The 23,554-nt window shown below is 70.5% G+C and carries 23 protein-coding genes and 3 tRNA genes; 6 read left to right on the top strand and 20 right to left on the bottom strand.

Annotation, left to right across the window (positions count from 1 at the left end):
• Positions 1 to 39: 39 nt before the first annotated feature.
• The 4 genes from EIZ62_RS17130 to EIZ62_RS17115 form a co-directional block, all read right to left on the bottom strand.
• Positions 40 to 3,126: an FG-GAP-like repeat-containing protein gene (locus EIZ62_RS17130; protein WP_156693527.1), complete on the bottom strand. Its 3,087-nt coding sequence runs from the start codon at positions 3,124 to 3,126 to the stop codon at positions 40 to 42.
• Positions 3,127 to 3,315: 189 nt separating this feature from the next.
• Positions 3,316 to 5,511, bottom strand: a complete 2,196-nt coding sequence (locus tag EIZ62_RS17125) for a DEAD/DEAH box helicase (protein ID WP_156693526.1) — start codon at positions 5,509 to 5,511, stop codon at positions 3,316 to 3,318.
• Positions 5,512 to 5,831: 320 nt separating this feature from the next.
• Entirely contained in the window at positions 5,832 to 6,458 is a 627-nt protein-coding gene (locus EIZ62_RS17120) for a hypothetical protein (protein WP_156693525.1), read from the bottom strand.
• Between the two features lie 120 nt (positions 6,459 to 6,578).
• Positions 6,579 to 6,929: a metallopeptidase family protein gene (locus EIZ62_RS17115; RefSeq protein ID WP_208827953.1), complete on the bottom strand. Its 351-nt coding sequence runs from the start codon at positions 6,927 to 6,929 to the stop codon at positions 6,579 to 6,581.
• Positions 6,930 to 6,988: 59 nt separating this feature from the next.
• Here EIZ62_RS17115 and EIZ62_RS17110 point away from each other — a divergent pair, with 59 nt between their 5' ends.
• The 4 genes from EIZ62_RS17110 to EIZ62_RS17095 all read left to right on the top strand — a co-directional run bounded on the left by EIZ62_RS17110 (position 6,989) and on the right by EIZ62_RS17095 (position 8,912).
• Positions 6,989 to 8,548: a metallophosphoesterase family protein gene (locus EIZ62_RS17110; RefSeq protein ID WP_156693524.1), complete on the top strand. Its 1,560-nt coding sequence runs from the start codon at positions 6,989 to 6,991 to the stop codon at positions 8,546 to 8,548.
• An 81-nt stretch (positions 8,549 to 8,629) separates the two neighbouring features.
• A tRNA-Glu gene (locus EIZ62_RS17105) sits at positions 8,630 to 8,702 on the top strand.
• 39 nt (positions 8,703 to 8,741) lie between these two features.
• A tRNA-Asp gene (locus EIZ62_RS17100) sits at positions 8,742 to 8,816 on the top strand.
• Positions 8,817 to 8,838: 22 nt separating this feature from the next.
• Positions 8,839 to 8,912: transfer RNA gene (locus EIZ62_RS17095), tRNA-Phe, on the top strand.
• An 89-nt stretch (positions 8,913 to 9,001) separates the two neighbouring features.
• Here EIZ62_RS17095 and EIZ62_RS17090 read toward each other — a convergent pair.
• The 14 genes from EIZ62_RS17090 to EIZ62_RS17025 all read right to left on the bottom strand — a co-directional run bounded on the left by EIZ62_RS17090 (position 9,002) and on the right by EIZ62_RS17025 (position 18,606).
• The gene (locus EIZ62_RS17090; RefSeq protein WP_156693523.1) at positions 9,002 to 10,204 is read right to left on the bottom strand and encodes a site-specific integrase; all 1,203 of its coding nucleotides are present in this window, start codon (positions 10,202 to 10,204) and stop codon (positions 9,002 to 9,004) included.
• On the bottom strand, positions 10,204 to 10,401 hold the full coding sequence (locus EIZ62_RS17085; RefSeq protein WP_156693522.1) for a helix-turn-helix domain-containing protein: 198 nt from the start codon (positions 10,399 to 10,401) through the stop codon (positions 10,204 to 10,206). The genes EIZ62_RS17090 and EIZ62_RS17085 overlap by 1 nt, the downstream gene beginning before the upstream one ends.
• A gap of 176 nt (positions 10,402 to 10,577) precedes the next feature.
• Complete coding sequence (locus tag EIZ62_RS17080) at positions 10,578 to 11,819, bottom strand: DUF3631 domain-containing protein (protein ID WP_156693521.1); 1,242 nt, start codon at positions 11,817 to 11,819, stop codon at positions 10,578 to 10,580.
• On the bottom strand, positions 11,816 to 12,172 hold the full coding sequence (locus EIZ62_RS17075) for a hypothetical protein (protein WP_156693520.1): 357 nt from the start codon (positions 12,170 to 12,172) through the stop codon (positions 11,816 to 11,818). The genes EIZ62_RS17080 and EIZ62_RS17075 overlap by 4 nt, the downstream gene beginning before the upstream one ends.
• The gene (locus EIZ62_RS17070) at positions 12,169 to 13,077 is read right to left on the bottom strand and encodes a bifunctional DNA primase/polymerase (protein ID WP_156693519.1); all 909 of its coding nucleotides are present in this window, start codon (positions 13,075 to 13,077) and stop codon (positions 12,169 to 12,171) included. The genes EIZ62_RS17075 and EIZ62_RS17070 overlap by 4 nt, the downstream gene beginning before the upstream one ends.
• A gap of 301 nt (positions 13,078 to 13,378) precedes the next feature.
• Positions 13,379 to 15,499, bottom strand: a complete 2,121-nt coding sequence (locus tag EIZ62_RS17065) for an ATP-binding protein (RefSeq protein ID WP_156693518.1) — start codon at positions 15,497 to 15,499, stop codon at positions 13,379 to 13,381.
• Between the two features lie 92 nt (positions 15,500 to 15,591).
• The gene (locus EIZ62_RS17060; protein ID WP_156693517.1) at positions 15,592 to 15,777 is read right to left on the bottom strand and encodes a DUF6257 family protein; all 186 of its coding nucleotides are present in this window, start codon (positions 15,775 to 15,777) and stop codon (positions 15,592 to 15,594) included.
• A gap of 75 nt (positions 15,778 to 15,852) precedes the next feature.
• The gene (locus EIZ62_RS17055) at positions 15,853 to 16,047 is read right to left on the bottom strand and encodes a hypothetical protein (RefSeq protein ID WP_156693516.1); all 195 of its coding nucleotides are present in this window, start codon (positions 16,045 to 16,047) and stop codon (positions 15,853 to 15,855) included.
• A 1-nt stretch (position 16,048) separates the two neighbouring features.
• The gene (locus tag EIZ62_RS17050) at positions 16,049 to 16,426 is read right to left on the bottom strand and encodes a DUF6251 family protein (RefSeq protein ID WP_156693515.1); all 378 of its coding nucleotides are present in this window, start codon (positions 16,424 to 16,426) and stop codon (positions 16,049 to 16,051) included.
• An 18-nt stretch (positions 16,427 to 16,444) separates the two neighbouring features.
• Positions 16,445 to 16,621 carry a hypothetical protein gene (locus EIZ62_RS17045; RefSeq protein ID WP_156693514.1) on the bottom strand — a complete coding sequence of 59 codons (177 nt, stop codon included), beginning with the start codon at positions 16,619 to 16,621 and terminating at the stop codon, positions 16,445 to 16,447.
• 41 nt (positions 16,622 to 16,662) lie between these two features.
• Positions 16,663 to 17,037: an RRQRL motif-containing zinc-binding protein gene (locus EIZ62_RS17040; protein WP_156693513.1), complete on the bottom strand. Its 375-nt coding sequence runs from the start codon at positions 17,035 to 17,037 to the stop codon at positions 16,663 to 16,665.
• Positions 17,034 to 17,894: a DUF2637 domain-containing protein gene (locus EIZ62_RS17035; RefSeq protein ID WP_156693512.1), complete on the bottom strand. Its 861-nt coding sequence runs from the start codon at positions 17,892 to 17,894 to the stop codon at positions 17,034 to 17,036. The genes EIZ62_RS17040 and EIZ62_RS17035 overlap by 4 nt, the downstream gene beginning before the upstream one ends.
• The gene (locus EIZ62_RS17030) at positions 17,891 to 18,340 is read right to left on the bottom strand and encodes a Pycsar system effector family protein (protein WP_156693511.1); all 450 of its coding nucleotides are present in this window, start codon (positions 18,338 to 18,340) and stop codon (positions 17,891 to 17,893) included. Before EIZ62_RS17030 ends, EIZ62_RS17035 begins: the two co-directional genes overlap by 4 nt.
• Complete coding sequence (locus tag EIZ62_RS17025) at positions 18,337 to 18,606, bottom strand: DUF6284 family protein (RefSeq protein WP_156693510.1); 270 nt, start codon at positions 18,604 to 18,606, stop codon at positions 18,337 to 18,339. Before EIZ62_RS17025 ends, EIZ62_RS17030 begins: the two co-directional genes overlap by 4 nt.
• A gap of 458 nt (positions 18,607 to 19,064) precedes the next feature.
• Here EIZ62_RS17025 and EIZ62_RS17020 point away from each other — a divergent pair, with 458 nt between their 5' ends.
• Positions 19,065 to 19,838 carry a GntR family transcriptional regulator gene (locus EIZ62_RS17020; RefSeq protein ID WP_156693509.1) on the top strand — a complete coding sequence of 258 codons (774 nt, stop codon included), beginning with the start codon at positions 19,065 to 19,067 and terminating at the stop codon, positions 19,836 to 19,838.
• Complete coding sequence (locus EIZ62_RS17015; protein ID WP_156693508.1) at positions 19,835 to 20,416, top strand: GNAT family N-acetyltransferase; 582 nt, start codon at positions 19,835 to 19,837, stop codon at positions 20,414 to 20,416. The genes EIZ62_RS17020 and EIZ62_RS17015 overlap by 4 nt, the downstream gene beginning before the upstream one ends.
• A 23-nt stretch (positions 20,417 to 20,439) precedes the next feature.
• Here the strand turns inward: EIZ62_RS17015 and EIZ62_RS17010 are convergent, their stop codons facing one another.
• Both EIZ62_RS17010 and EIZ62_RS17005 read right to left on the bottom strand, forming a co-directional pair.
• On the bottom strand, positions 20,440 to 21,249 hold the full coding sequence (locus EIZ62_RS17010) for a hypothetical protein (RefSeq protein ID WP_156693507.1): 810 nt from the start codon (positions 21,247 to 21,249) through the stop codon (positions 20,440 to 20,442).
• 291 nt (positions 21,250 to 21,540) lie between these two features.
• Positions 21,541 to 22,818 carry a PIN domain-containing protein gene (locus EIZ62_RS17005; protein ID WP_156693506.1) on the bottom strand — a complete coding sequence of 426 codons (1,278 nt, stop codon included), beginning with the start codon at positions 22,816 to 22,818 and terminating at the stop codon, positions 21,541 to 21,543.
• Between the last annotated feature and the right edge of the window lie 736 nt (positions 22,819 to 23,554).

The following is a 23,554-nucleotide window of genomic DNA, read 5'->3' as shown; positions in this document are numbered from 1 at the left end:
GGCAGGTCCGGGCGGCCATGGCGGAGGCCCCCCATGCCGCTAGAACAGCCCCTTGTATCCCTGCCAGCCCGTGCCGATCTTCGCCGTGGAGGCGAACGACCCGGCGCCGTTACCGTTGTTGCGCAGGAGGTCACCGGCGGCGTTGCGGGAGATCAGGTCCGCCTTGCCGTCCTTGTTGAGGTCGCCGGCGCCGATGAAGGCGTTGCGGCCGGTGCCCCAGTTGTTGGCGAAGACCAGGGCGCGGGCCTTGGGCGTGCCGGACGCGGTGCCGTCGTAGCGCCACAGCGAGTTGGCGGAGTCGACCGCGAGCAGCTCGCCGAGGCCGTCGCCGTTCAGGTCGCCGGCTCCGAACACCGCGCGGTACGACTTCCAGTTGGTGGCGATGCGGCCGCGCGCCTTCAGCTTGCCGGCGCCGTCGTCCGCGTACAGGTACATGTCCCCGGTGGTCGTCTGGCGCGCGACCAGGTCCGCCCGTCCGTCGCCGGTGAGGTCGCCGGGCGAGGTCAGGACGTTGAACTGGGCCCAGACGCTGCCCAGGGACGTGTACGGGGTCGCCGTCGTGAGCGGCTTGCCGCAGGCGGGGCGGTACGCGCGCAGTTCGCCGCCGAGCCGCACCAGGACGTCGTTGCAGCCGTCGCGGCTCAGGTCGCCGAACGGCACCGCCACCGCGGAGGTGGACCAGCCGCTGCCGGTGGCCGCGCCCGCGAGCGTGCCGGTGCCCGAGCCGTAGCGGAAGGCGAGGGCGCCGGCCGAGCTCAGGGACATGAGGTCGCCGACGCCGTCACCGTTGTGGTCGCGCCGTACGGCCGTGGGCGTGGTGCCGGCACCCGACACGGTGACCGTGCCGGACTGCGTGAGCGCGGCGCCCTGCCCGTCGGCCGGAAGCACCGTCAGCGACCAGGTGTACGGGCCGTCGGCGACGGTCTTCCCGGTCGCGTCCTTGCCGTCCCAGGCAGCGCCGACCGGGCCCCGCGCCTCGCCGCCCGTCAGGGTGCGGCGTACGGCACCGGAGGCGGTGTCCTTGATCGTGAGTTCCCACGAGGCGGCGGGCTTGGACAGCCACCAGCGGGCCTTCCAGGGCGCGCCGCCGCTCCGCACGTCGTGCGCGGCCGGGACGTCGGCGTCGGTGCGGGCGAGCGGCGACGCGGGCACACCGGCGTCGACGACGCGGATGTCGCCGTCGGTGGTCGCGGTGAGGGCGATCCGGCCGGTCGAGGCGTCGACCGCGTACTTGTAGTGCCGCTCCCCGTCCTCGGCCACCTTGTGGGTGGCGACGTGCACGGGCTGGGCGCCCCGGACGTCGGTGACCTTCACGTCGTTGCCGTTGCCCCACACGACGTACCCGTCACCGAGTTCGGAGACCGGCTCCGCGTACGGGTGGTTGACGTTCGTGTCGAGGTCGAAGACGCCGCCCCTGGGGGTGGAGCCCGCGCAGTCCCAGCCGAGCCAGTGCGCGGTCACCTTGATGGACTCGGCCTTGCAGCCGCTGCCCAGGTTGACGGTCCGCTTCAGGGTGCCCGTCCTGGCGTCGTAGCCCTTCACGGTGCCGGCGACCTCGCCGGCGGCCCACACGGTGTCCCCGTACAGGTCGATGTTGTCCGCGTTGACGCCGGGGAACGACGCCAGTTGCCGGCCGGTCTCGAGGTCGACCGTGATCAGGCCCGTGGACGTGCCGTCGGCGCGCTCCCCGGTGGCGGCGAGGTGGCGGCCCGAGACGTCCCGCGGTGCCAGGGAGGCGAGGCCCGCGGTCACCGCCGTGGCGGTGGTGGCGCCGGGCCGCACCAGCAGCGGGTGCTGCCCGTGATGGGAGTCCGGGGTGATCAGCAGGCCGCCGTCGTCGGTGGCCCGGATCTCCGGGCAGCCGGTCACGTCGGTGCAGTCGGCCAGGTCCAGGCCGAGGGTGCCGCGGTCGTCCGTGGCGCCGGCGGCCAGCGGACCGGTCACCGAAACGGTCCGGGTGCGGAAGGCGTTGCTCTGGTCGGGCATCCGCTCCAGCGAGTGGAGACGGCCGCCCGCGAAGGCGAAGGACCGGGGCAGCGACGTCACGGGCGTGACGGCCGTCAGCTCGCGGACCGTGGCCGCGGAGCCGGTGACCCCGGCCAGCTGGACGCCGAGCGCGTCGGCGCTGTTCCCGCCGACCAGCAGCAGCCGCGTGCCGTCGGGCGTGGCCGCCGCGTGGGCGCGCGCGTACGGGAGGACGGTCGTCGCGGTCCCGCCGGCCAGCGGCACGCTCTCGACGCGGAAGGGAGCCGATCCGCCGAGGCCCGACCGGCGTGCGACGAACGCGTGGTCGCCGATGACGCCGAGGAGCTTGTCGCCGTCCCGGTACGGGAGGTCCGCGACCCGGGTCCGCGTCAGCGCGGCTCCGGCCGTGCCGCCGCTCTTGGCGTAGAACGCGACCTTGCCGTCGGCGGTCCACTCCACGACGTGGTCCGGCGTGAGGGCGGTGCCGGCGGTCGCGGCGGTCGCGGTGCGGGCGAGCTGACGGACCTGCCCGCCGCCGATCCAGACCGGGCGGGCCACGCCGGCCTCACGGGTGGAGGCCACCAGCCCGTCGGCGTCCGCGGTGTCGATCGCGACCGGGCGCACGGCGCCCGCCGGCCAGCCGGTCACCGTGGTGCTCCGCACGGCGTCCCCGCCGGTCCGGTGCGTGTGCCACTCGGGCTCGGCGGCGCCGTCGGCCTGCGTGTACGTCACCACGGTGGAGCCGTACGTACCGACGTACCGGTGTCCGGAGGGCAGTTCGACGTACTCGTTGGTCCCCACGGCGGGGTCGAAGAGGCGGACCCGGCCCGCGCTCGACGCTCCGGTCCCCAGCGCGGCGATGACGTCGGAACCGGCGCCGTACGTGGCGCCGCCCTCGGGGCCCTCGGCAGCGTTGTACACGGGCGTCGTCGTACCGGTGTACGTGCTCCAGAAGTGGCCGCGGCCCTCTTCGTAGCGCAGGTAACCGGTCGGGCCGGCGACGAGCGGGATCACGGTCCGCGGGTGGGCGGACGCGGTGGCGCCGAAGACTACGCCGGGCGCGTCGTCGGCGACCGCGGCCGGGGCCTGCGGCCCGACCACGGAGACGAGCGTCAACGCCGCGACGGCGGCGACGGAATGGCGTGCGAGAGTGCGAGGCACTCAGGTCCTCCCCAGGGAAGTGCAGAAGTGCGCGGGGAGCCGCCTGAACGCACGATGTGCCGGCACGAAGATCCCCCCGGACCCCCCGGACACGCCCCCCACTGCGAGTGAAGCGGATCGTAACAGGGCAGGGCCCGTATCTCTGTTCGAGATACGGGCCCTGGTCAGTGCGTGCGCGCGGGGTGCGCGTCAGCCGTTGCGCTTCCAGCGCGGCTTGTCGTCACGGCGCCCGAAGGAGGAGCCGGAGTTCGAGCCGCCGCGGTGGTCGTCACGGCGGCCGTAGGGGCGCTCGTGGCCGCCGGAGCGGAAGCCACCGCCCGCGGGACGGTCGTCGCGGCGGTCACGGTTGAACGGACGGTCGCTGCCGCGGTGGCCGCCGGCGGGGCGGTCGTCGCGACGGAACCCACCGCGGTCGTTGTCCCGGCGGTCGTCGCGGCGGAACCCGCCCGAGGGCCGGTCGTCGCGGCGGAAGCCACCGGAGGGACGGTCGTTGTCGCGGCGGAAGCCACCGGACGGACGGTCGTTGTCACGACGGAAGCCGCCACGGTCGTTGTCCCGGCGGTCGTCCCGGCGGAAGCCGCCACGGTCGTTGTCACGGCGGTCGTTGTCACGACGCTCGTTGTCGCGGCGGAAGCCGCCCGACGGACGGTCGTCGCGGTCACGGCGCTCGAAGGAGCGGCCGCCCCGGTCGTCGCGGTCGCGGCGCGGGTAGTTGCCCCGGTCGTCGCGGTCGCGGCGCGCGTAGTTGCCCCGGTCGTCGCGGCGGTCCTGACGCTCGTACGAGGACGAACGCTCGTCACGGGAGTCACGGAAGTCCCGGGACTCACGCGGCGACTGGGCCGGCACGGACGCGACCGCGGCCTGGACCTCGGCCTCGGCGGCCTCCGTCACCTCGGCGACCGCGACCTCCGGGTCGTCGCCCCGCTCACGGGCGGCACGGGCGACCAGGCGGTCGGCCTCCTCGCGGAGCTCCACGGCCCGGCGCTGGAGCCGCTCCAGCTGCTTGGTGAGGTCGGCGACCTCGCGCTCGGCCTGCTTGGCCGAGTTGTTCGCGGAGTCGGCCTGCACCTCGGTCAGCGACCGGGCGCCGGTGATCTCGGCGACCTCCGGGTCGAACGCCCCGGCGCCGCCCACGATGTGGCGCGTGGCGTCGACGCCCGCGTCCTCCATGAGCCGGAAGATCTGGCGGCGCTGGTGCGGCAGCGCCAGCGACACGACCACGCCGGACTTGCCGGCCCGGGCGGTACGGCCCGAACGGTGCAGGTAGTCCTTGTGGTCGCCGGCCGGGTCCACGTTCAGGACGAGGTCGATGCCGTCGACGTGGATGCCGCGCGCGGCGACGTCGGTGGCGACGAGCGCGTTGACGTAGCCCTTCTTGAAGTCCTCCAGGACGCGGGTGCGGGCGCCCTGCGTCATGCCGCCGTGCAGGGCGTCGGCCTTCACGCCGGTGTCCTGCAGCTGCTCGGCGATGCGGTCGGCGCCCAGCTGGGTGCGGACGAAGATGATGGTGCGGCCCTTGCGCGCGGCGATCGCGGCGGTGACCGGCGCCTTGTCCTTGGGCTTCACGACCAGGACGTGGTGGGTCATCGTCGTGACGGCACCGGCGGACGGGTCGACCTCGTGCGTGACCGGGTTGACCAGGTAGCGCTTGACGAGGCTGTCGATCTCGTTCTCCAGCGTGGCGGAGAACAGGAGGCGCTGGCCGCCCTCGGGGATCTGGTCGAGCAGCTCGGTGACCTCGGGCATGAAGCCCAGGTCGGCCATCTGGTCGGCCTCGTCGAGGACGGCGATCTTCACGGCCTCGAGCGAGCAGGCGCCGCGGTTGATGATGTCGCGCAGCCGGCCCGGGGTGGCGACGAGGATGTCGACGCCGCGCTCCAGGGCGTAGATCTGGTTGCCCATCGACGTACCGCCGCAGACGACCTTCATCTTGAGGCCGAGGACGTCGCCGTACGGCTGGAGGGCGTCCGCGACCTGCATGGCGAGCTCACGGGTCGGGGTGAGGATGACGCCGCGGGGCTTCTTCTTGTCGGTGTGGCCGCCGGCCAGGGTGGCGAGCAGCGGCAGACCGAAGGAGAGGGTCTTGCCGGAGCCGGTGCGGCCGCGGCCGAGGATGTCCTTGCCGGCCAGGGCGTCCGGGATGGTCGCGGCCTGGATCGGGAAGGGGGTGGTCACGCCGTTCTGAGCGAGCTTGCGGACGATGCCCTCGGGGAGGCCCAGGTCGCCGAAGGTGACCTGCGGCTCGTCCGCCGACTGCTGCTCGGGGGCGTCGGTGACGTCTGCGGCCTCGGGGGCGTCGGTGGCCTCGATGGCGCCGTCGACGGTGTTCTCGTCGAACTCGGCGTTCTCGGGCATGACGGCGTGGTCAGGACTGAAAATGGACATGCGAAATGCGAAACCTTCCGGAGTCTCGGCACGCGCCCGTCAACTCCGTGTATCGCATTTCGACCGCCTCGATGCGGTCAGCCACGGCAAGGGAGAGTACGCGCCACACGCGGCGCTCTCGGTAGTGGCGCCGGGCAAAGGGGAACATGGGATCAAACGATCTACCACCATACGCACTCTCCCCCACTCAGCGCAAACCGCCCCACCCCGACCCGGCTGTGACGTCCACCTCACGCCACTCCGGGTCGCCCCACAGGGACCGCCACCCCGGGTCGCCCCCTGGGAACCCCACCAGGGCACCCCCCGGCAACCACTCCCGCTCACGCCGGGGCCACCTGGGGGGAGGCCACCGGCTCCGCGAACCCGTACCCGTCGGGGGCCCGGAGCGACTGCGTACGGGTGTCGGCGGCCGGGGAGGCGGACGGGGGGTCCGAGGGGTCGGGGCTCGGCTCGGCGGGCGGCGTCGACGGGGGCGTCGGCTCCGGCGGCGGGGTGGTCTCCGGAGGCACCGGCGGCTGGCTCGGCGTGGCCCCGCCGCCCCCGCCGCCGGCCGCGCCACCGGCCGCACCGTCGCTCGGCGAGGGGGCGGGCGGCCTCGCGGGCCGCGCACCGGGCTTGGCGTCCGCCGACGGCTTGCCCGAGGGGGCGGCGGACGGCGTCGCGGGGCCGGGCGCGCCACTCGGTTCCGGCGACGCCCCGGCCTCCTCGCCGGGTGCGCCCGCCTCGCCCTCCGCGCCGTGCCCGGTCCGTACGTCGTGCCGGCCGCCGGGCGCGTCGGCGACGCCGTCCGGCTCGGCCGCCTCCACTCCCGACGGGCCGGCCGACCTGGCGGGGCCCGGCTTCCCGCCCGCGTCGGAGACGCTCATGCAGCCGCTGACGGAGCCTGCGGAGGCCGCGACCGCCAGCGCGGTGACGGCCCATCGGACGGGGGCGGGCAAATGGCGCACGAGGGCACCTCCGGGGGTGCGGGACGGGGGTTTCCCTGCCCAACTCCCCAAGCCCCGCAAGGGACACGCCCGCCCGCCCCGGCATCGGGCGCGGCCGCGTCCCCGTCAGCCGCGTCCCCGTCAGCCGTAGCCCAGCTCGTGCAGCCGCTCGTCGTCGATCCCGAAGTGGTGGGCGATCTCGTGCACGACGGTCACCTCCGTCTCGGCGACCACGTCCTCGCGCGACTCGCACATCCGCAGCGTCGGCCCGCGGTAGATGGTGATCCGGTCGGGCAGGACGCCCGCGTACCACTCGCCCCGGTCGGTCAGCGGGGTCCCCTCGTAGAGACCCAGCAGCTCCGGATCGTCCGAGGGCGGCTCGTCCTCCACGAACACCGCGACGTTGTCCATCAGCCGCGTCAGCTCCGGCGGGATCCTGTCCAGCGCCTCGGCGACCAGTTCCTCGAACTCCTCGCGTGTCATCTCCAGCACGCCGCCATTGTCCCGGATGGCCGGGCATAGTGACCCGTTCGCATGGGCATACGCCGCCCATGGCCGCCCGAGCTGCCCTCAGCACCACCTACGCCCGCCTGCTGCGCCACTACCGCTCCCGTCGCACCGCCCCCACCTTCAGCCTGGTCCACACCCCTCACCCGTATGCACGAGCCTTCGGTCTCGTCGTCGTGGTGCTGTTCGGCGCGTGGCTCGGCCTGCTGATCGTCGGCAGCGTGCGTACGCCGGTGGGGCCGGTGGACACGAGCATGACCCTGCGGCCCTCCCTGCACGGCGGGACGAAGATCAACGTGTCGCCGCTGGGCGCGCTGGAGCTCGACTCGCACACCGCGCCGATCCGTCTCGACGTGGACGTCGACCAGCTCGACCCGGTGCGGTCCCAGGCGCTGGTGGAGCACCCCGAGCGGATCACCGGCCTCCAGGACGAGATCACCCGGGACGTCGCCGACGGCACCACGGAGCTGGCCTGGCGCTCCTGCGTGGCGGTCGTCTCGGGTGCCACCGCCCTCGGGCTCGCCGTCTACCGCCGCCCGCGCCGCGCCCTCGCGGCCGGCGGGCTGGCGCTGGCGTTGCTGGGGGCGGCGGGGGTGTCGGCGTACGCCACGTGGAACCCGAAGTCGGTGCTGGAGCCCAGGTTCTCCGGGCTGCTGTCCTCCGCCCCCTCGGTCGTCGGCAACGCCCGCTCGATCGTGAGTGAGTTCGACGTCTACCAGAAGGAACTGGCCCGGCTGGTCACCAATGTGACGAAGCTGTACGACGCCGCCTCCACGCTGCCGACCTACCAGCCCGACCCGGGGACGATGCGGGTCCTGCACGTGTCGGACATCCACCTCAACCCCGCCGCGTGGGAGATCGTCCGCTCGCTCGTCGAGCAGTACCGGATCGACGTGATCATCGACTCGGGCGACACCATGGACCACGGCACCGCCGCCGAGAACGGTTTCCTGGACCCGATCAGCGACCTCGGCGCGCCCTACGTGTGGGTGCGCGGCAACCACGACTCGCAGGTCACCCAGCGGTACCTGGAGGGCCTGCGGAACGTCCACGTCCTCGACGGGGGCCGCGCCGTCACGGTCGCCGGCCTGCGGGTGGCGGGCACCGGCGACCCGCAGTTCACGCCGGACCGCTCGGTGGTGCCGGCGGGTGACGACGCCGAGCGGGCGGCGGGCGCCCGGCTGGCGGCGTCCCTGGACCGGCAGGCGCGCGCGGGCACGCCGGTCGACATCGCCGTGGCGCACAACCCGGTGGCGGCCGAGCAGACCGACGGCGAGGTGCCCCTGGTGCTGGCGGGTCACGTCCACCGGCGGGTGAACAAGCTCCTGCCGGACGGCACCCGCCTCAAGATCGAGGGCTCCACGGGCGGCGGCGGCCTGCGCGCCCTGGAGCGGGACGAGCCGGAGAAGGTGCACGCGTCCGTCCTCTACCTGGACCGCGACACCCGCCGCCTCCAGGCGTGGGACGAGATCACGCTCGGCGGCCTGGGCCTGACGACGGCCGAGGTCAGCCGCCACGTCCCGGAGGAGAGCCCCCCGGCCGGCCCCACCGGAACCCCCTCGGCACCCGCGTCCCGCGGCCCCTCCCCCTCGCGCACCCCGTAACCGTTTTGGCGAACCGTCCCCGCATCCCATATGCTTCTCACGTCCCCGACGCGCTGACGAAGCGCCCAGGCGGGCCAATTAGCCCTCATCGTCTAGTGGCCCAGGACGCCGCCCTTTCAAGGCGGTAGCACGGGTTCGAATCCCGTTGGGGGCACGCATCATCGTGTGCGAGACTGGTGCTCGCGCATTGCTTGGTCCTGTGGAGCAGTTTGGAGTGCTCGCCACCCTGTCAAGGTGGAGGCCGCGGGTTCAAATCCCGTCAGGACCGCTGTGGCTCGCAAGGGTCACGTGGCTGGGTAGCTCAGTTGGTACGAGCGTCCGCCTGAAAAGCGGAAGGTCGCCGGTTCGACCCCGGCCCCAGCCACCGCCGCCCTACCAGGGCAAACACCCCCACCGGAGATCTTCGGTGGGGGTGTTCTCGTGTCGGTTACGCCAACCGGTACCCCAACGGGGTCACGAGAGGGCGTCTCCGAGCTTCCTCAGCGCCTTCCGCTGCTCGTCCAGCGACGCGTGGGCGTAGACCTTCATCGTCACCCCGATGTCGCTGTGACCGACGATCTGCCGGACGATGTGCGGCGGCGCCCCCAGGTCCAGCAGCAGGGACACGGCCGAGTGCCGGAGGTCATGGAAGCGGATGTCCAGACCCAGCCGCTTGCGGAGCGGGTGCCAGCTCCGCCGGAGGTTGTCCGGCTCCAGGGGCGTCCCGATGCGGGACGTGAACACCAACCCGTGTTCCTTCCACTCGATGCCGGCGGCGGCCCGTTCCTGAGCCTGCCGCTCCTTGTGGTCGACCAGAGCCTTGATCACGAACGGCGGAAGCGGGACCGTCCGGACGGAGGAGAGCGTCTTGGGCTGGACCAGCACCAGCTCTCCGTCGACCCGCTGGAGCGCTCGTTCCACGATCAGGGTCTCCCTGTCCAGGTGTACGGCGGCCCACCTGAGCCCCAGCAGCTCGCCCCGCCGCATCCCCATGACCAGGGCCAGGACGTAGAGCGCGTACAGCCGGTCCTCCTCCGAGTGACGGAGGAGGAGGCGAGCGTCTGCGACGCTGAGCCCCTTCCCGGTGTCGTACGTGGGCGTGGGGACCTGGACGAGCTGCGCGACGTTCCGCACGATCAGCTCCTCACGTACGGCGTTCTGGAGCGCGTTCCGCAGCACGGCGTGAATCGACTGCACCATGCGGCGGGACAGCAGCGACTTGCAGCACTCCCCCGCCGCGCAGCACTCCGGCTCCCGCCGCTCCTTGTCCCACCCGTGCTTGCAGCACTGGCACTCGGAGGCGACGCGCGCGAGCCACGTACGAATCTCGGCGGCCCGCAGCGTCCGGATCTTCTTCCGGCCCAGCCCCGGGGCCAGGTGCACCCGGGCCACGCTCTCGTACCCCTGGTAGGTCTTGGGCCGCCGGTGGACCTTGACCACCTTGGCCAGCCAGTACGTGAGGTAGTCCTCCAGGTTCATGTTCGTGTCGGGGACGGGGATGCCCTGGTTCTCCTGGGCCTGGAGGTCCGTGATCTTTCCGCGCACCTCGTCGCGGGTCTTGCCGTAGACGGAGACCCGCTTGCGGATGCCGCTGGTCGTCGTCACGTACACGCGGCCGTGGTACGTGCCGTCCTTCCGGATCGTGATACTTCCTTCGCCGTTGGCGCGCTTGGCCATTAGGCGGCCTCCTCAAGCTGATGCTGCATGAACGTGTGGAGGGCGTCGGCCGGGATTCGCCGGGCGCGACCGACCGTGAAACTGGGGAGCTGCTTTGTGCGGATCAGGTCGTAGACCTTGAACCGGCTCAGGTGGAGTGCGGCCATGACCTCGGGCACGGTCAGGGCACGGTGGGAGGTGGGCAGGGTGGAGATCATCAGGGCATGCCTCCTCGACCCGTGGCGGGGTCGGCTCTCTGTCCTGGGAGATCCGCCACGTCCGCCACGCCGCCACACCGCAGGTCAGGGACCCGGATGTGTGGCGGATACCGGTGGCGTGGCGGATGGGCGCCGCCACACCCGGGTGGTGTGGCGGCGGTGGCGATCAGTCGGCCCTAGCTGTCGACGAGGGGGCGTTGTGTGGCGGATCCGGCGGGCGTGTGGCGGATGCCTGTGGCGGCATCCGCCACGGATTCACCCCACATGACCTGCGGTGTGGCGGACGTGGCGGACGTGGCGGATTCTCCGGGGGGAGGAGGGCAGTACCGCGTCCACGCGTCCGTCAGGTCCTCCGCGTAGTAGCCCTTCGGGAAGCCGGAGGGCGTGCGGATGCCCCGGGGCTTGATGGGCTTGTTCGCGGGGGTGACGTATTGGGCGAGCATGCGGGCCAGGGTCCGGGAGGTGATCGGCTTGTCGTCCAAGTCACCCCAGGGGGCGTCTTCCATGGCGAGCAGACATTCGAGGATGACGGCGGTGGGCATGCGGTCGGCACCGCGGAACACCCGGTCACGCAGGTCGGTCAGCAGCCGCACCCCCAACGACGCCTCGTCGTTGTCGTGGGCGGCGTGGATCAGCTCCAGGCACGCCGCCCGTGCACGCGCCGGCCAGTCGCCCCCGGCCGCGTCCGCGACGGCGAGCAGCGGTTCCCACACGTCCGCCGGCCGGTCGGTCACCCCCTCCGGCATCTCCGGCCATGCCCCCGCCACCCGGTCCCGGACCGTGTCCGCCCATGCGGCGAGCCGGTCACGCAGGGCGTGGCCCTGCTTCTCGTGGATGCGTTGCCGGTAGGGCTCCACCTTCTCGTTCGGCGCGCGCTTGCGCATGCGGACGATGACGGAGCGGGTCAGCACGGTGTCCGGGAGCGAGCCGAGCCCCGCCATGGCGACGGCGCAGTACGAGCCGAAGACCTGCGCGTTCTGGTTGGAGCCCTCCCCCACGCACCGCAGGGCGCCGCCGATTCGCCGGTACCCGGCGTTCAGGAACCCGCGCAGCGCCTCGTCTGCCCCTGCCTTCGGACCGAAGATGGTGTCCACCTCGTCGAACAGCACGGTGGGCAGGCCAGCTGCGGAGTCCACCAGTCGGTAAAGCGCGTTCGCGGATGCCGAGACCGTGCTGACCGGACGCGGGGTGAGCAGCTCCACGATCTCTAGCGCCCGGGACTTGCCCGATCCCGGTTCGGGTGACAGGAACGCGATCCTGGGGGTGGTCTCGAAGCACTCCACCAAGTGCGCGTGAGCGTCCCACAGGGCCACGGCGACGTAGGCCGCTTCGGTCGGGAAGACGTTGAACCGACGATGGAAGGCTTCCACCTCGTCGAGCACTGCGGCGCCGTCGATGGGCCGGGCGGTGGGGGTCATGCTGCCTGTCCTTCCTGGCTGGCCGTGCGGCGGGGGCAGTGGGTGCGGTGGTGGTCGTGGTCGTCGATCAGGGCGAGTACGCGGTTGTGGCCGGTGGTGAAGCGGTCGCGTCCGCACAGGCACCACGACCGGGCGGAGGGGACAGTCCCGCGTCCGGGGGCGGTGATGTGCAGCCAGGCGACCGGCCGGCGTCCGTCGTCACCGTGCGGGTCAGGACGACAAGCAGTGGGGACGCCTTCGGCGACGCCCTTTCGGCCGCCCACGGCCCCGGTCGGCGCGGCCGGTACGGCGGCCGTCTGACCGGTGGTGGCGGGGGTGAGGCGTTTCAGGGTGGGGCGGGCGCGGGTGGTCACGCTGCCTCCCGGGGCCGGGCGGTGCGGATGGACCAGTTCAGGGCGGAGCGGATGGTGGCGCGGCACTCGGCCGGCGGCAGTCCCGCCGCCTCCCCCGCTCCCTGAAACGCCTCCTCCACCACGTGCCGGGGGAGGTCGCCCCATGCGACGAACCGCCCCACCGCCCGAGCGCCCGCCAGCAGACGCACGTTCCGCCCGCCCTCGGTGGTGGTGGCCACAGCGGCGGTTTCGGCGTTCAGGGCCGCTGTGGCGCGCCGTGAGCCGTTCACCGTCACGGAAGCGGTGCTCAGGCCTTGCGAGGACTGACAGGGCGTCAGGCGGGCGCACAGCCATTCCGGAAGTGGGGCGGGCGGGTGGTCGTCCTCCACCATGTACGGGCCGTGGGGGAGGGTGCTGCCGGGGGCGACGACGTATCCGCCCCAGGCACGGGTGTCGACCAGCGGGGCGAGGGTGCTGGCCGTGTTCGTCAGCCGGACCCCGATGGGGGCGGTGAAGTACAGGTGGCGTCCGCCGCTCGGGGTCCGGATGGTGCGGGTGGTGGGGACGGCCTGCCCGGCGCGCTCGCAGAGCGCTTGGAAGGTCGTCACGCCGCTAGGCGTGTCCGTACTGCTCTTGTCCTTCGTCTTGGGCATGTCGAGGTCGACGACCAGCAGGCCTGAAGGACCGGTGGTGATCCCGACGTTGAACGGCCGCTCACCCCACGCCCGCCGGATGCGGTCGGGCTCGGTGGTGGCGCGCTCCTCCCACTTGCGGTGCCCGTCGCCACACGGCCCGGTGCGGGGACAGTTGTCCTCGCCGTGCAGGGCCGGGCGCTTGCTGCCCGGGCGGAGGGGGAAGACGTGCCAGCCGCACTCGGCTGCATCCAGCGCTGCACGGAGCAGCGCGGAACAGAGTTCATGGGTCATCCTGGGTGTCTCCAGTTCTCTTAGAGGTGCTGGCAGACGAGAGCGGCCCGGTCTTGGCGGACATGTGGGGCCGCTCTCGGCGTTCGTGGGGGCGGCAACCGGAACGGCTGTTCGCGGTCGCCCAGGGAGGCGCCGGTACCCCCTGGCGCGTGGCCTGTGGCGGGGTTTCCGCAGGTGATGACGGGGCGCCTCCCTGCCTCCCTGGTAGGTCGTTCACACAGGTCAGAGCCAGGGAGGCGCGTCAGGGACGGGCTCAGGGAGTTCTCCCTGCCTCCCTGACGGTTCGCAGGGCCGTTCCCTGTCACACTTCGGCAGAAGTGGAACCGCCGGTGTCCCGGTTCGTGAGGGCTCGGGCGAGGCGGTCGCGGCCGACGACCATGCGGCCGTCGGACTTGTACGGCTCCGCCCCGGTGCCGTCCAAGACGCGCTTGAGGTCGACGAACGACCAGCCGCCGTACGCGTCTGCGTTGAGCGCGGTCAGCCGCTTGAGCACGTCCTGAGTGAGCAGTCGGGGCGCGTCGCCCACTACGGATGCGACATCGGCCAGCGGGTCAATCGGCTCACCCGTGTCGATGACGTGGACCGTGGTCACGCCGTCGCGCAGGGCCTTGGCCCGGTCGGCGATCTCGGTGGCCTGGTCGGTGTCGATGTAGTGCGTGCGCACCGTGATCGAGGCCTGGCCGGCGGGGATGTCGATGCCGTCGGAGGCGACGACCAGGGTTCCCTTGTCCAGGCCGGGGCGCAGCAGGTGCGGGGCGGCGCCGCCGTCAACGGCCTTGTCCCCGAGCGCCATGCGGGCTTGGGATTCGGTGCCCAGCGCGAGCGAGGCGCGCGTGTGGGCGCCCTCGCGTACGAGCTTGGGCAGGTTCTGGTCGGTGGGGTCCTGGGTGCCCTGCCACAGCAGCACGTTCACCGCCCGACCCTGGTTGTGGATCTTCCGGGCAGCCATGAAGTACCGGGACGTGGCCTTGGACCCGCCGTACTGGCGCTTCTCGTCGTCCACGGCCGGGCACATGAACGCCACCTGCGCCTCATCGACCAGGATGATCAGCGGCGGGAAGGCGGTTCCGGGCGGGGCCGTGAGGCGCCGCTCCATCTCGCTCACGCCGCCCTCGACCATCTCGGTTGCCTGGATGACGTGGTCGTCGGTCGGACCCTGGATCAACACGGTGGCCAGCCCGTCGAACATGGCCCAGTCACCGGCGCCCTTCAGGTCCGCCACGCGGAACTCGACCGTGCGGTCCAGGGCAAGCCACAGGGCAAGCGCCCGCACGGCGGCGGTCTTGCCCTGGTTGGACAGGCCCGTGACCAGCATGTGCCGCTGATACAGGCTCAGCACGGCGGCGTCGCCGCGCAGGTCCTGTCCCCACGGGGCGCGGCCAGTCTTGTAACTGGCACGCAGGTCCGGATCCAGCACGAGCGGAGAGGGACCGATCGGCTCGTCGAGGGCTCCGGAGTCGGCGATCCACAGCCGCACGGTGCGGGCGGCCTGGGGGATGGTGATGAACACCTCGTGCTCGTGCCGGTTGAGGTTCTCCGCGAGCTTCCGGCGCCGCCCCTGGACCTGGTCGGTGGAGACCCCGGAAGGCAGGGTCACGTCGACCTCGACACCGCATCCGGCGATCCGGATCGGGCCGAGCATCGCGGCGCCGGCGTCGCCCATCTCCTTGATGGCGCTTCGCAGCGGAGCAATACCCAGGTCCCGCAGCGCGGTGACCACGATCGACGGGGTGATCGGTGCCCCTGCGTCGTCGGCGCGCTTGCCGGCCGGGAGCGCCCAGTTCGGGGCGGCGTTCCTGTGGCGACCGACCGCCCACAGTCCGGCGAGGGCGAGCCAGGGGCCAAGAGCGACCAGCGGGCCCCACACCACCTGCACGATCACCACCAGCAGCCGGATCAGCTCGACCAGAGCCATGAGCGGGGTGACGACGTCGGTGACGTCCTCGTTCGCCACTGCCAGGGCAATCCCGAGGGCGATCAGGAGCCCTATACCGCCCGCGGTTCCCACGGCCGCGCCTTTGACCAGGCGTTCGGGGGCGGTGAGAAGGTCCATGCGGCGCTTGTGCCGGTCGGCGCGGAAGCGGTGCAGCCGCTCCTCCCAGTCGCCGGCCGCCTCGTAGTTCCCGGCGGCTTCGGCGGCCCTGAGCATCCGTTCGTAGCGGGCGCCGGTACGGCCGTCCCATGCCCGCCGCGTAACGATCCTGGTCCCGCCGACCACGTAGAGGCTGTGCCGGGCTACCGCACGCGCCATCGTCGTGGTCCGCTCGTCGGTGGCCAGCCTCTTCACGGCGTGTCCTGAGCGCACCCACAGCGGCAGGGGTGCGGGCGGCGCCGGGTCGGGGACCACGGTCAACGGGGTCACGGTCGCGGTGTCGGTGGGCGGGTCTGTGTTCTTGCGCAGGGGGACGACATTGTCCGTCATGCTGGGGTTCTCCTGTCTGGCCTGATGCTGGACGGGGATGGGCCCGGGGGCGGCCTGATTCCTTGGCCGGGACGGCCGCCCCCGGGGCGGTGCTACTTGTTCTTCGCGGCGCGTTCCTCGCGCTTGCGGGCGCCGTCGACGATCCGCTCGACCTTGCGCTCAAGGTCGGCCTGGTGGACGTCGTCACCGGCCAGGCCGCGCTTGCACATGCGGGCGACCAGGTAGGTGACCTTCGCCTTCTCGGCGGTGGTGAGCTTGGGTTCCGGCTGCTTGCCCATGTGGGGTGCCCTTCTGGGGCCGGTCTGTCCGGCTCCCCACCCGCCCCGGAACGAGTCGGGGCGGGCAGGCAGCCGTCAGCCGCTGACCTTGCGGATCTCGTGGGTGTGCACCAGGACTGGAGCGACGAAAAGGCTGATCCGATCGACGGTCCAGCGGCCGCCGGTGAGCGGGCCGGGCGGGACCTCGTCCAGCACCCGGCCGGTCTTACCGACCGCGCGGGGATCGTCCTCGCACGCGACGATCAACACCTCGTCTCCGGCACGGAACATGTCACTTCCCCTTCCGCCGGGAGCGGCTGAGGGACTGGGCGGCAGCCTTGCCCTCCGCGCCACCGACGCTCCTGACGACAGTGACCACGCCCCACGCCATGGCGACAGCGACGAACGCGAGCAGGGCGAGGTTCGCGGCAATCGCGGTCAGCGCGCTGACCAGCAGCGGGCCGAAGTACACCCCGGCGGCCACCGCGCCGGCGCCGACCCCGGAGCCGAGCGCAACGCGCTGCACCGTGCGGTCCGGCGGGGCCTGGTGGATGTGCTGGTGAACGATCTGCGGCTGTACCGGCTGCTGTATGGCGGGCAGGTGGTCGGCGTAGGCGTAGGTGCCGTCCGGGAGCTGCACCACCCGCGCCGGTTCGGGCAGGTTCTGCACGATGGTCTCCTCGGGCTGCTAGCGGCGGGCGTTGCGGACGTGGCTGCCACCGGCCTGCAAGGCGTCGTCGTAGAGCCGGTGGGAGCCCTTGGCGCCGCACGGGCAGGACCACTGGAAGTGGTAGTCGCTCATGCGGCGGACGATCCTGAAGGAGTGACGGAAGCCGAACTTCTTGTGCTTGGGCACACCGAACACAGGTGACTCCTTGATCAGTTGACGTGCGGAAAGGGGGAAGGTCAGGCGGCCGCTTGCGCATCGGGGTAGGCGCACGGGGTGCACATGCCGAGCGAGGACGGGATGACGTAGCCCACATCCCGGCGGCAGACCGGGCAGGTGCGGCGGGCGTGCATCGCGAGAGCCAGTGCGGCCCACTTGCGGGCCGTCATCGGCCGCACGGGCTTGGCCCGGTCGACCCGGTACAGGTACGCGGTGAGCGGTTCGCGTCGGCGGCGGGGACGCAGCACCTGAGCGGCCACCTCCTGACCCCCGGGCCGAAGGCCCCGGGCGCGGAGCTGACGCCTGGTGGCGTAGCCGTCCGGAGCCATGCGCCAGGGATAGGTGGGAATGCCGAACCGGGCGCCAGTCGGGTCGTAGCAGTCGGCGCCGGTCATGCCGCCGCCGTCTCACCACCGGCGGCTCGCTCCGCGCGCAGCGTGTCCCGAAGCGTCCGGGCCTTCTCCGCCGACGTGCGCACCGCCTTACGAATGCGCTCCGCCGTCAGATCGGAGTCGGGCCAGTCGCCTGTTGCCGACCGGGCCTCGTTCAGCAGCTCCTCGGCAGTCCGGGTCGGTCGGGCGCTGCGGGCCACCTCCGGTACTCGACCGGTCGCCCGGACCGGACGGACCGACTCAGCAGCCACCACCTCGACCGGGGCCGACCCGGCAGGCTCTCCGGTCGGGTGCGGCAGGTCGACCGCTACCGGCTCGATGAGCGGCGGTTCTGCCACCAGGGCGGGCGGCTCCGGGGCCGACTCCACCAGGTCAGGCATCGACCGATTCAGCATGGTCTGATCCGTTTTCTCCGCATCTGTGGGGAGAGTCGGTCGGTGGTGGAGAACCTTGGCGACCAAGTCGGACCCGAAGTAGATGGAGCCGACCGGGAGCGACGTCGCCAGCAGCACGAGCGCCCAGTTCGCCGGATCCCAGTCGGCCAGTCGGCCCCAGTCGACCGACCGACTGTGCAGCTCGGGCACCAGGCCGTGCACGTAGTTCAAGACCAGCGAGGCAAGCGTGTAGGCCGCGAGCACCCGCAGCGCGAACCGCTTGTCCGCCGGGTCGGTCAGCACGAGAGTGGCGACCAGGGCCAGCGCCATAAGCCCGTCGACGACGAACGGGTAGAGAGTGGCGGCGGTGCCGTCCGCGCCGATCGCGCGGGCAACGTCCCGCAGGGCATTCCAGGAGACCCGGAACGCCATCCCGACCACCGCGATCAACACGGCGACTAGGAGGGCTTTCGCCTTGCGGTTCATGCGCCACCCACCACAGCGATCGTGGCGGCAACGAGGAGCAGGGCGCCGGCCGCGTACGTGAGATCGATGGCGCGCTGAAGGCGGGCGAACTTGTTGACGGCGATGCGGGACAGGTTCGCGATGTCCTCCGCCCGCCCGTCCTCGGCGAGGGTGGTGCGGATCTGCTCCGGGGTGAGCGTGGCCCACTTCGGGAAGCCGGACCCTCCGCCCAGATTGGGGCGGACCGCCCGCAGCAGCAGCGCCACCACGGCCAGGAGAACGGCGACACCCGCCCCGCCGGTCACGAGCGCGACCGGGTGCAGGTGGGCGTTACTGGCGACCGTCCAGACACCGGCGAGACCGGCGCCGGTGAACGCCAGCAGCAGTGAGGCTTTTGTGTCGGTGCGGGCAAGCTCCGCCTTGACCTCCGCGTGTGCCGCGCTGAGAGCGGCATCGGCCTGGCTCACGCCCCCACCTCCGGCACGAGCACCGTGGTGGCCTTGTTCGTCAGCTCCCGACGGGCGGCCAGCACCCGGTTCCGCGCCCGCCGGATCCGCCGCTCGTCCAGCTCACTGGCGGGCCGGTCCAGGGTCATGATCTGCGCGTCCAGCAGCTCGACTTCCGCCAGGATCAGCGGCATCTCGTGATCAATCGCGTCCAGCTCCGCGCTCGACGGCTCGCCGTCGGACACGGGGGCGGTAACAACCGCCTGAAGTGCACCGATGTGCTTCATGAGTCGTGGTCTCCCTAGCAGGTCCTACGGCTCGACAGCGGCCCCGGTGGTAGGACACCGGGGCCGCGCGCCGTTGAAGTCGGAATATCCGGCTCCCCTCAGCCCCGCCCGTACAGCCGCTAGGCCGGACGGGCGGAGGAGGCAACCGGCCGCAGCCGCCGAAGCTGCGGAGAGGTTGTGGCGCGGGCGTCGCCGCGCCGGCCGCCTCATCCGAGAGGCGGCTCGTTCAATCAGCACTCTGTTGAGTTCTCAAGGAGCGACCGGCAAGGGGCCCGCAGAGAGCACGAGCTATCCCGACCGGAATTTCGCGCAGGCGGGCACACTTAACGGTGTTGCACCGCTTGCTCAACTTGTTGGTACAAGCTGATGCAGTGATGCTGCACCCACGGACAGTGAGTCGTCAAGGGATTGGGGCCCACATGTACCAACAAGTTGCGCGAGTGCGTCATGATGAAGGCATGAGCAAGCAACCGAAGTACCGGCAGGTGGCCGATGCGCTCCGCCGCGAGATCGACAACGGCACCTACCCGCCGGGGTCGCGGTTGCCGTCGGAGAGCGAGCTGTCTGCCCGCTTCGACGCCTCACGGAACACGGTCCGATCCGGGCTAGGACTGCTGGTCAGCCAGGGGCTCATCTCGTCCAGCCAGGGGCTCGGGTACGAGGTGGCCAAGCACGAGGTGTTCGAGCTGAACGCCTCCCGGTTCGAGAACCTCACGTTCCCGCAGAACGGCGACGCGTACAGCACCGACGTCACGAACGCGGGACGCCGGCCCAGCCAGACGTTCCGAGTGGAGCTGCAACCCGCTCCGGCGTACCAGGCCGGACGTCTGCGTGTCGACGCGGGCTCCACCACGGTGCTCCGGTTCTGCCATCGCTTCGTGGACGACGTCCCGTGGTCCACGCAGGCGACCCACTACCCGGAGTGGCTCTTGCGACAGGGGCCCCGCCTGGCAGAGCCCGGAGACATCGCAGAGGGCACCACCAGGTACCTGGCCAGTCTCGGAGTCGAACAGATCGGCTACTTCGACGAGATCGCCACCCGCATGCCCACCCCGGAGGAAGCCCGGCTCCTCGAAGTCGGTGCGGGCGTCCCGGTGCTCCTCTGGACGAGGACGGGCTACTCGAAAGATCGGCCGATCCGATGCACGGTGACGACGTTCAGGGGGGACCTGAACCGCATGAACTACGAGATCGGCGACCTGTCCGCCCGAGGCGAGGATGAGCCCCAGTGAGGATCGTGCCCGCTGAGCCCAGCGACCTGCCGAAGTTGCTCGCCTTCCGCGAGGAGGCAGCAGCTTGGTTGAGCAAGCTCGGGAGCGACCAGTGGCGTCGCCCCTATCCGGCGGATCGCCTCATGGCGACCATCGAGGCGGGTGTGGTGTTCATGGTCCGCGACGGAGCCGTCACCGCGGCCACGATCACCCTGACGCCCGAGGTGGAGGCGGGTCTGTGGACCGAGGCAGAACTGGCCGAGCCCTCCATGTTCGTGAACAAGCTGACGGTGGCACGGACACACGCTGGTCGGGACCTAGGTGGCAGGCTTCTCGACTGGGCGGGTGATAGGGCGCATCGAGCCTCAGCTACGTGGCTCCGCCTCGACGCCTGGACGACTAACCAACCCCTTCAGGCCTACTACCTACGCCATGGCTTCCACCACGTCCGAACTGTCCTCGAAGGTGGGGCGGTCAACGGCGGCCCCAGGGTGTCTGGGTGGCTGGCTCAGCGTCGAACATGCCCAGCTGACCATGGCTTTAAGGACGAGACGCCCACACCCTCCGCTGTACCGATTCCGACACCCCTCGCACCGTAATTACTGCCGACGAAATAGTCACGTCAGAAGCCTGTGGCGCTCAGGCCAACATTTACTCTGACTTCGCGACCAATATTTTCGCTCAACATAGCCGCTGCGAGCACGAGGCAGTCGCTGGCGTCACCATAGACGGGCGACTTGATGCTATGCATCCATGCATTGCGAGCTTTTCGTGCCTTGTCAAGTGCGGTCAAGGTGTCCTTATTGATGGCACCTGCAAGCTCCAGAACTTCGGAGACGACGGAGGCTGTGAAGTCCCGACCAGTCAATTTTTGGCGGCGTACAGACTTCACCTCACTGTGCGCCTGCGCCTCTATGTAAGAGGACCACTTGTGTTGCAGAATCGTCTCGCAAAGAGTCCATGCGGTGATCAGGCTGGAGTGAAATTGGTGATTGCCGTACAGGGTGGCTGCATCATTCAGCAGGGTCACCAGGTCAAGAGCCTTATCTGATTCATGTTGGACTACAAAGTCGAGCGTCTCGAACGCTCGGCTAAGGGAAATTTCCGGTACGACGCCGTGCCGGTGCCGCTCCCGCAAATAGCCTCCGTTGACCATCGGAGGGAACCCTTGAAGACCAAGCCCTCCCATTCCCTCGGAGCTCTCCGCGCCGGGATGCACCAGGTCTCTGTGGCGGATCTGGAAGGTGTCAGTGCCCAGATTTTCGTTCATCGACCGGGATGAATGTAGGCATAGAGAAAATGCGTTGATCAGTTTTACCCGGGCTTGCGTGGCGCGCATAAGGCTTCCGAAGTACTCTGGGCCGCCGGTCACCGACATGATCCCGGCCGGGTATTCGGCGAAGTCAAATACGACCAAGCCGCCCTGTCGCACCGAGATTGAAACCCCACAATTGAGGGACCAGGAGCCGATTTCTGTAAAGAAGACGTCGTGCGCTATAACGGGCTCGAACGGGGGCTCACGAATGGGCCAGTACCCTCCGGGTAGCAAGAAAGCAGACTTAGTCCCCATGCTGGTGCTCCCGGCGCTTGGGTTGCTAGGTGAGAGGGACGATACTTTATCGCTCAAGTGCGGGCAATGATTTTTTCGCTCGATCGGGCGATGTGCCTAGTCGAGACCGGTTTCAGTGGTATATGCGCCATCTCACGACTCCGCGAACACACTCTAGATATCCTCGCCAGGGTCCTCGATCTGCAACGTGCGCAGGGTCTCAGAGAGCCGGTCGGTCACCTCACTGGCCATCTCTCGGTGGTTGAACATCTGGTCGATCACCGCCCGCATAGATGTGAGGTCGCGCACCGACACCGCGGCCATGCCTTCCAGGGCAGCCCGGAACTCCGGGTTCTCAAAGAGCCTTCGTGCTGCCGCGATCGCCTTCGGGTCGCCCGCCGTGTGGGGCACTTCCGGCAACCTCGGGACGTCCTCTGGCGAGATAGGCCCGGGACGCCTGAAGTCGAGCACCGTAAGGGCCTTGTCGGCCGTGGTGCTCAACAGGATTCGGGTCTCCCAGGCGTATGCCAAGCGATCGGTAGGGAAGGCCGGACGGGGCTTGTTCTCGGTGAGCACCCACCGCGCCCAAGCGGTGAACCAGTGGTGACCCCCAACCTCACGGCCGCTCACCTCCAGAACCTTGTCCAGCGTCACTTCGGTCGGCCGCCAAGGGGAGGCCGCCTCAGGAAAAAGTCTGTCCGTGCTGGCGATAGCGTCCGCGGAAAGGGTGACCCGCAGACCGTGGATCGTCCGGTAGCGCTTGGCCGCGGCGCGGGCTGCTTCCAAGATTGTCGCGCGGGTCTCCTTGGTGTCGAGGAGACCCTGAACGTCCTCGGCGCTGGCCTCTAGCTCTCTCGCAAACTTCGTCACGATGCCGTCGAGCGAGGTGAATAGGAAGAACCGGTCTTCCATGCCGTCGATATCCTTACCCATCGGCACCGGGAACGACGTGCCATCGCCGAAGTCCATCGTGTTGTCGCTGACGAAGTACACCGTTTCTTCCGGATGGGTGCGCGCGTACTCGACTGCCGTCAGCCAGATCGCGGCATCCCGGGCGCCAGTCTTGTTCTTTCCGCTGTTGACGCTCTTGCACGGGGCAATCAGGTTCGTTTCTCGGAACATGGCCTGCCTATAGCCCTCCGGTGAGGTCTCGATGACCTCCGCGATAGACGCGTACCGCTGCCGCCAGTGAGCACGTACATGCTCGGCAGACCACCTCTTCGGGTGGGGTACGTGCTCCCAGGGCGTGGCCCTCCGAAGCTTGTTTACAGCGTCCATAGCAACGTCGTGCTTCTCCTGGTAGGCCAGGGCTTGTTGTGCGGCGACCTCCTCCACGGCGATCCACGGAGCGGCCACGCGCTCACCGCCCGCCGCCCGGATGGCACGGAGCACGTCAGCGGCAGGACCCCGGAGAGAGGTGCCCTTGAGGATGTTCGCGTCCAAGATGATCAATGCGGGGCACTCCGTCTTCCTCGGCTCCAGTCCCTCCGGCTACAGCCTCTCAGGCTCTGAGCACTGCGAGGGTGTGTTTCCGTTGTCGGCGGCGGCCGTTTCCGCCCTGTGGCACGAGCGGTTGTCGGGCTGTCACAACCCGGTACGACAAGCCCCTCGGGTACTACCTAGCCGCCTTCATCGGCGCCGCGGCCGTAACCCATCAACGACTTCAGGGGGTCGCCGACTACGCTAACCAGCACGCCAATGGCAGTGCACATCGTCAGCCGCCCAACGCTAGGGAAGGCAAAGGTGTGGGTTCTAGCAACGGTCAGTCCCGGCCGAGTAGGAGACGCTCGTAGATATGAGCGGAGCGCGCCATGGGCCATGTATGGGCCACGAGCAGGGCTCAGGGGCCTTCGAGGCGCCACGGTGCTGGTCAGTGCGCTGCATGGTCGGCATGCGTAGCGCTCTTGAAAATCGTCACTGACCTGAGCGCGGTACAACCTTCCCCACTTCATCAAGTCACCCGCGGCGCACAGCGCGGTGGGCGCGGCCCGTCACCTGGGCCGACGCTCCTGTCTCCGCCCCGCTCCGGCCCGGCCGCCGGCCTCACGCCTAGCAGCTCGGGTTGATGGTCGGAGAAACCCGCTGTGGGGGCGGTCGGCTCCACGGCTTAGCCACCTCCCCGCTCCGCCGACCTCGGAGCCTACCGGCGGACCCTTTCGGCAAGCCAAGCGGCAATCCCTGGGTCACC

It is taken from the genome of Streptomyces ficellus (assembly GCF_009739905.1).
GTDB classification, from domain to species: Bacteria; Actinomycetota; Actinomycetes; order Streptomycetales; family Streptomycetaceae; genus Streptomyces; species Streptomyces ficellus_A.
This window is presented reverse-complemented; position numbering and strand designations above follow the sequence as displayed.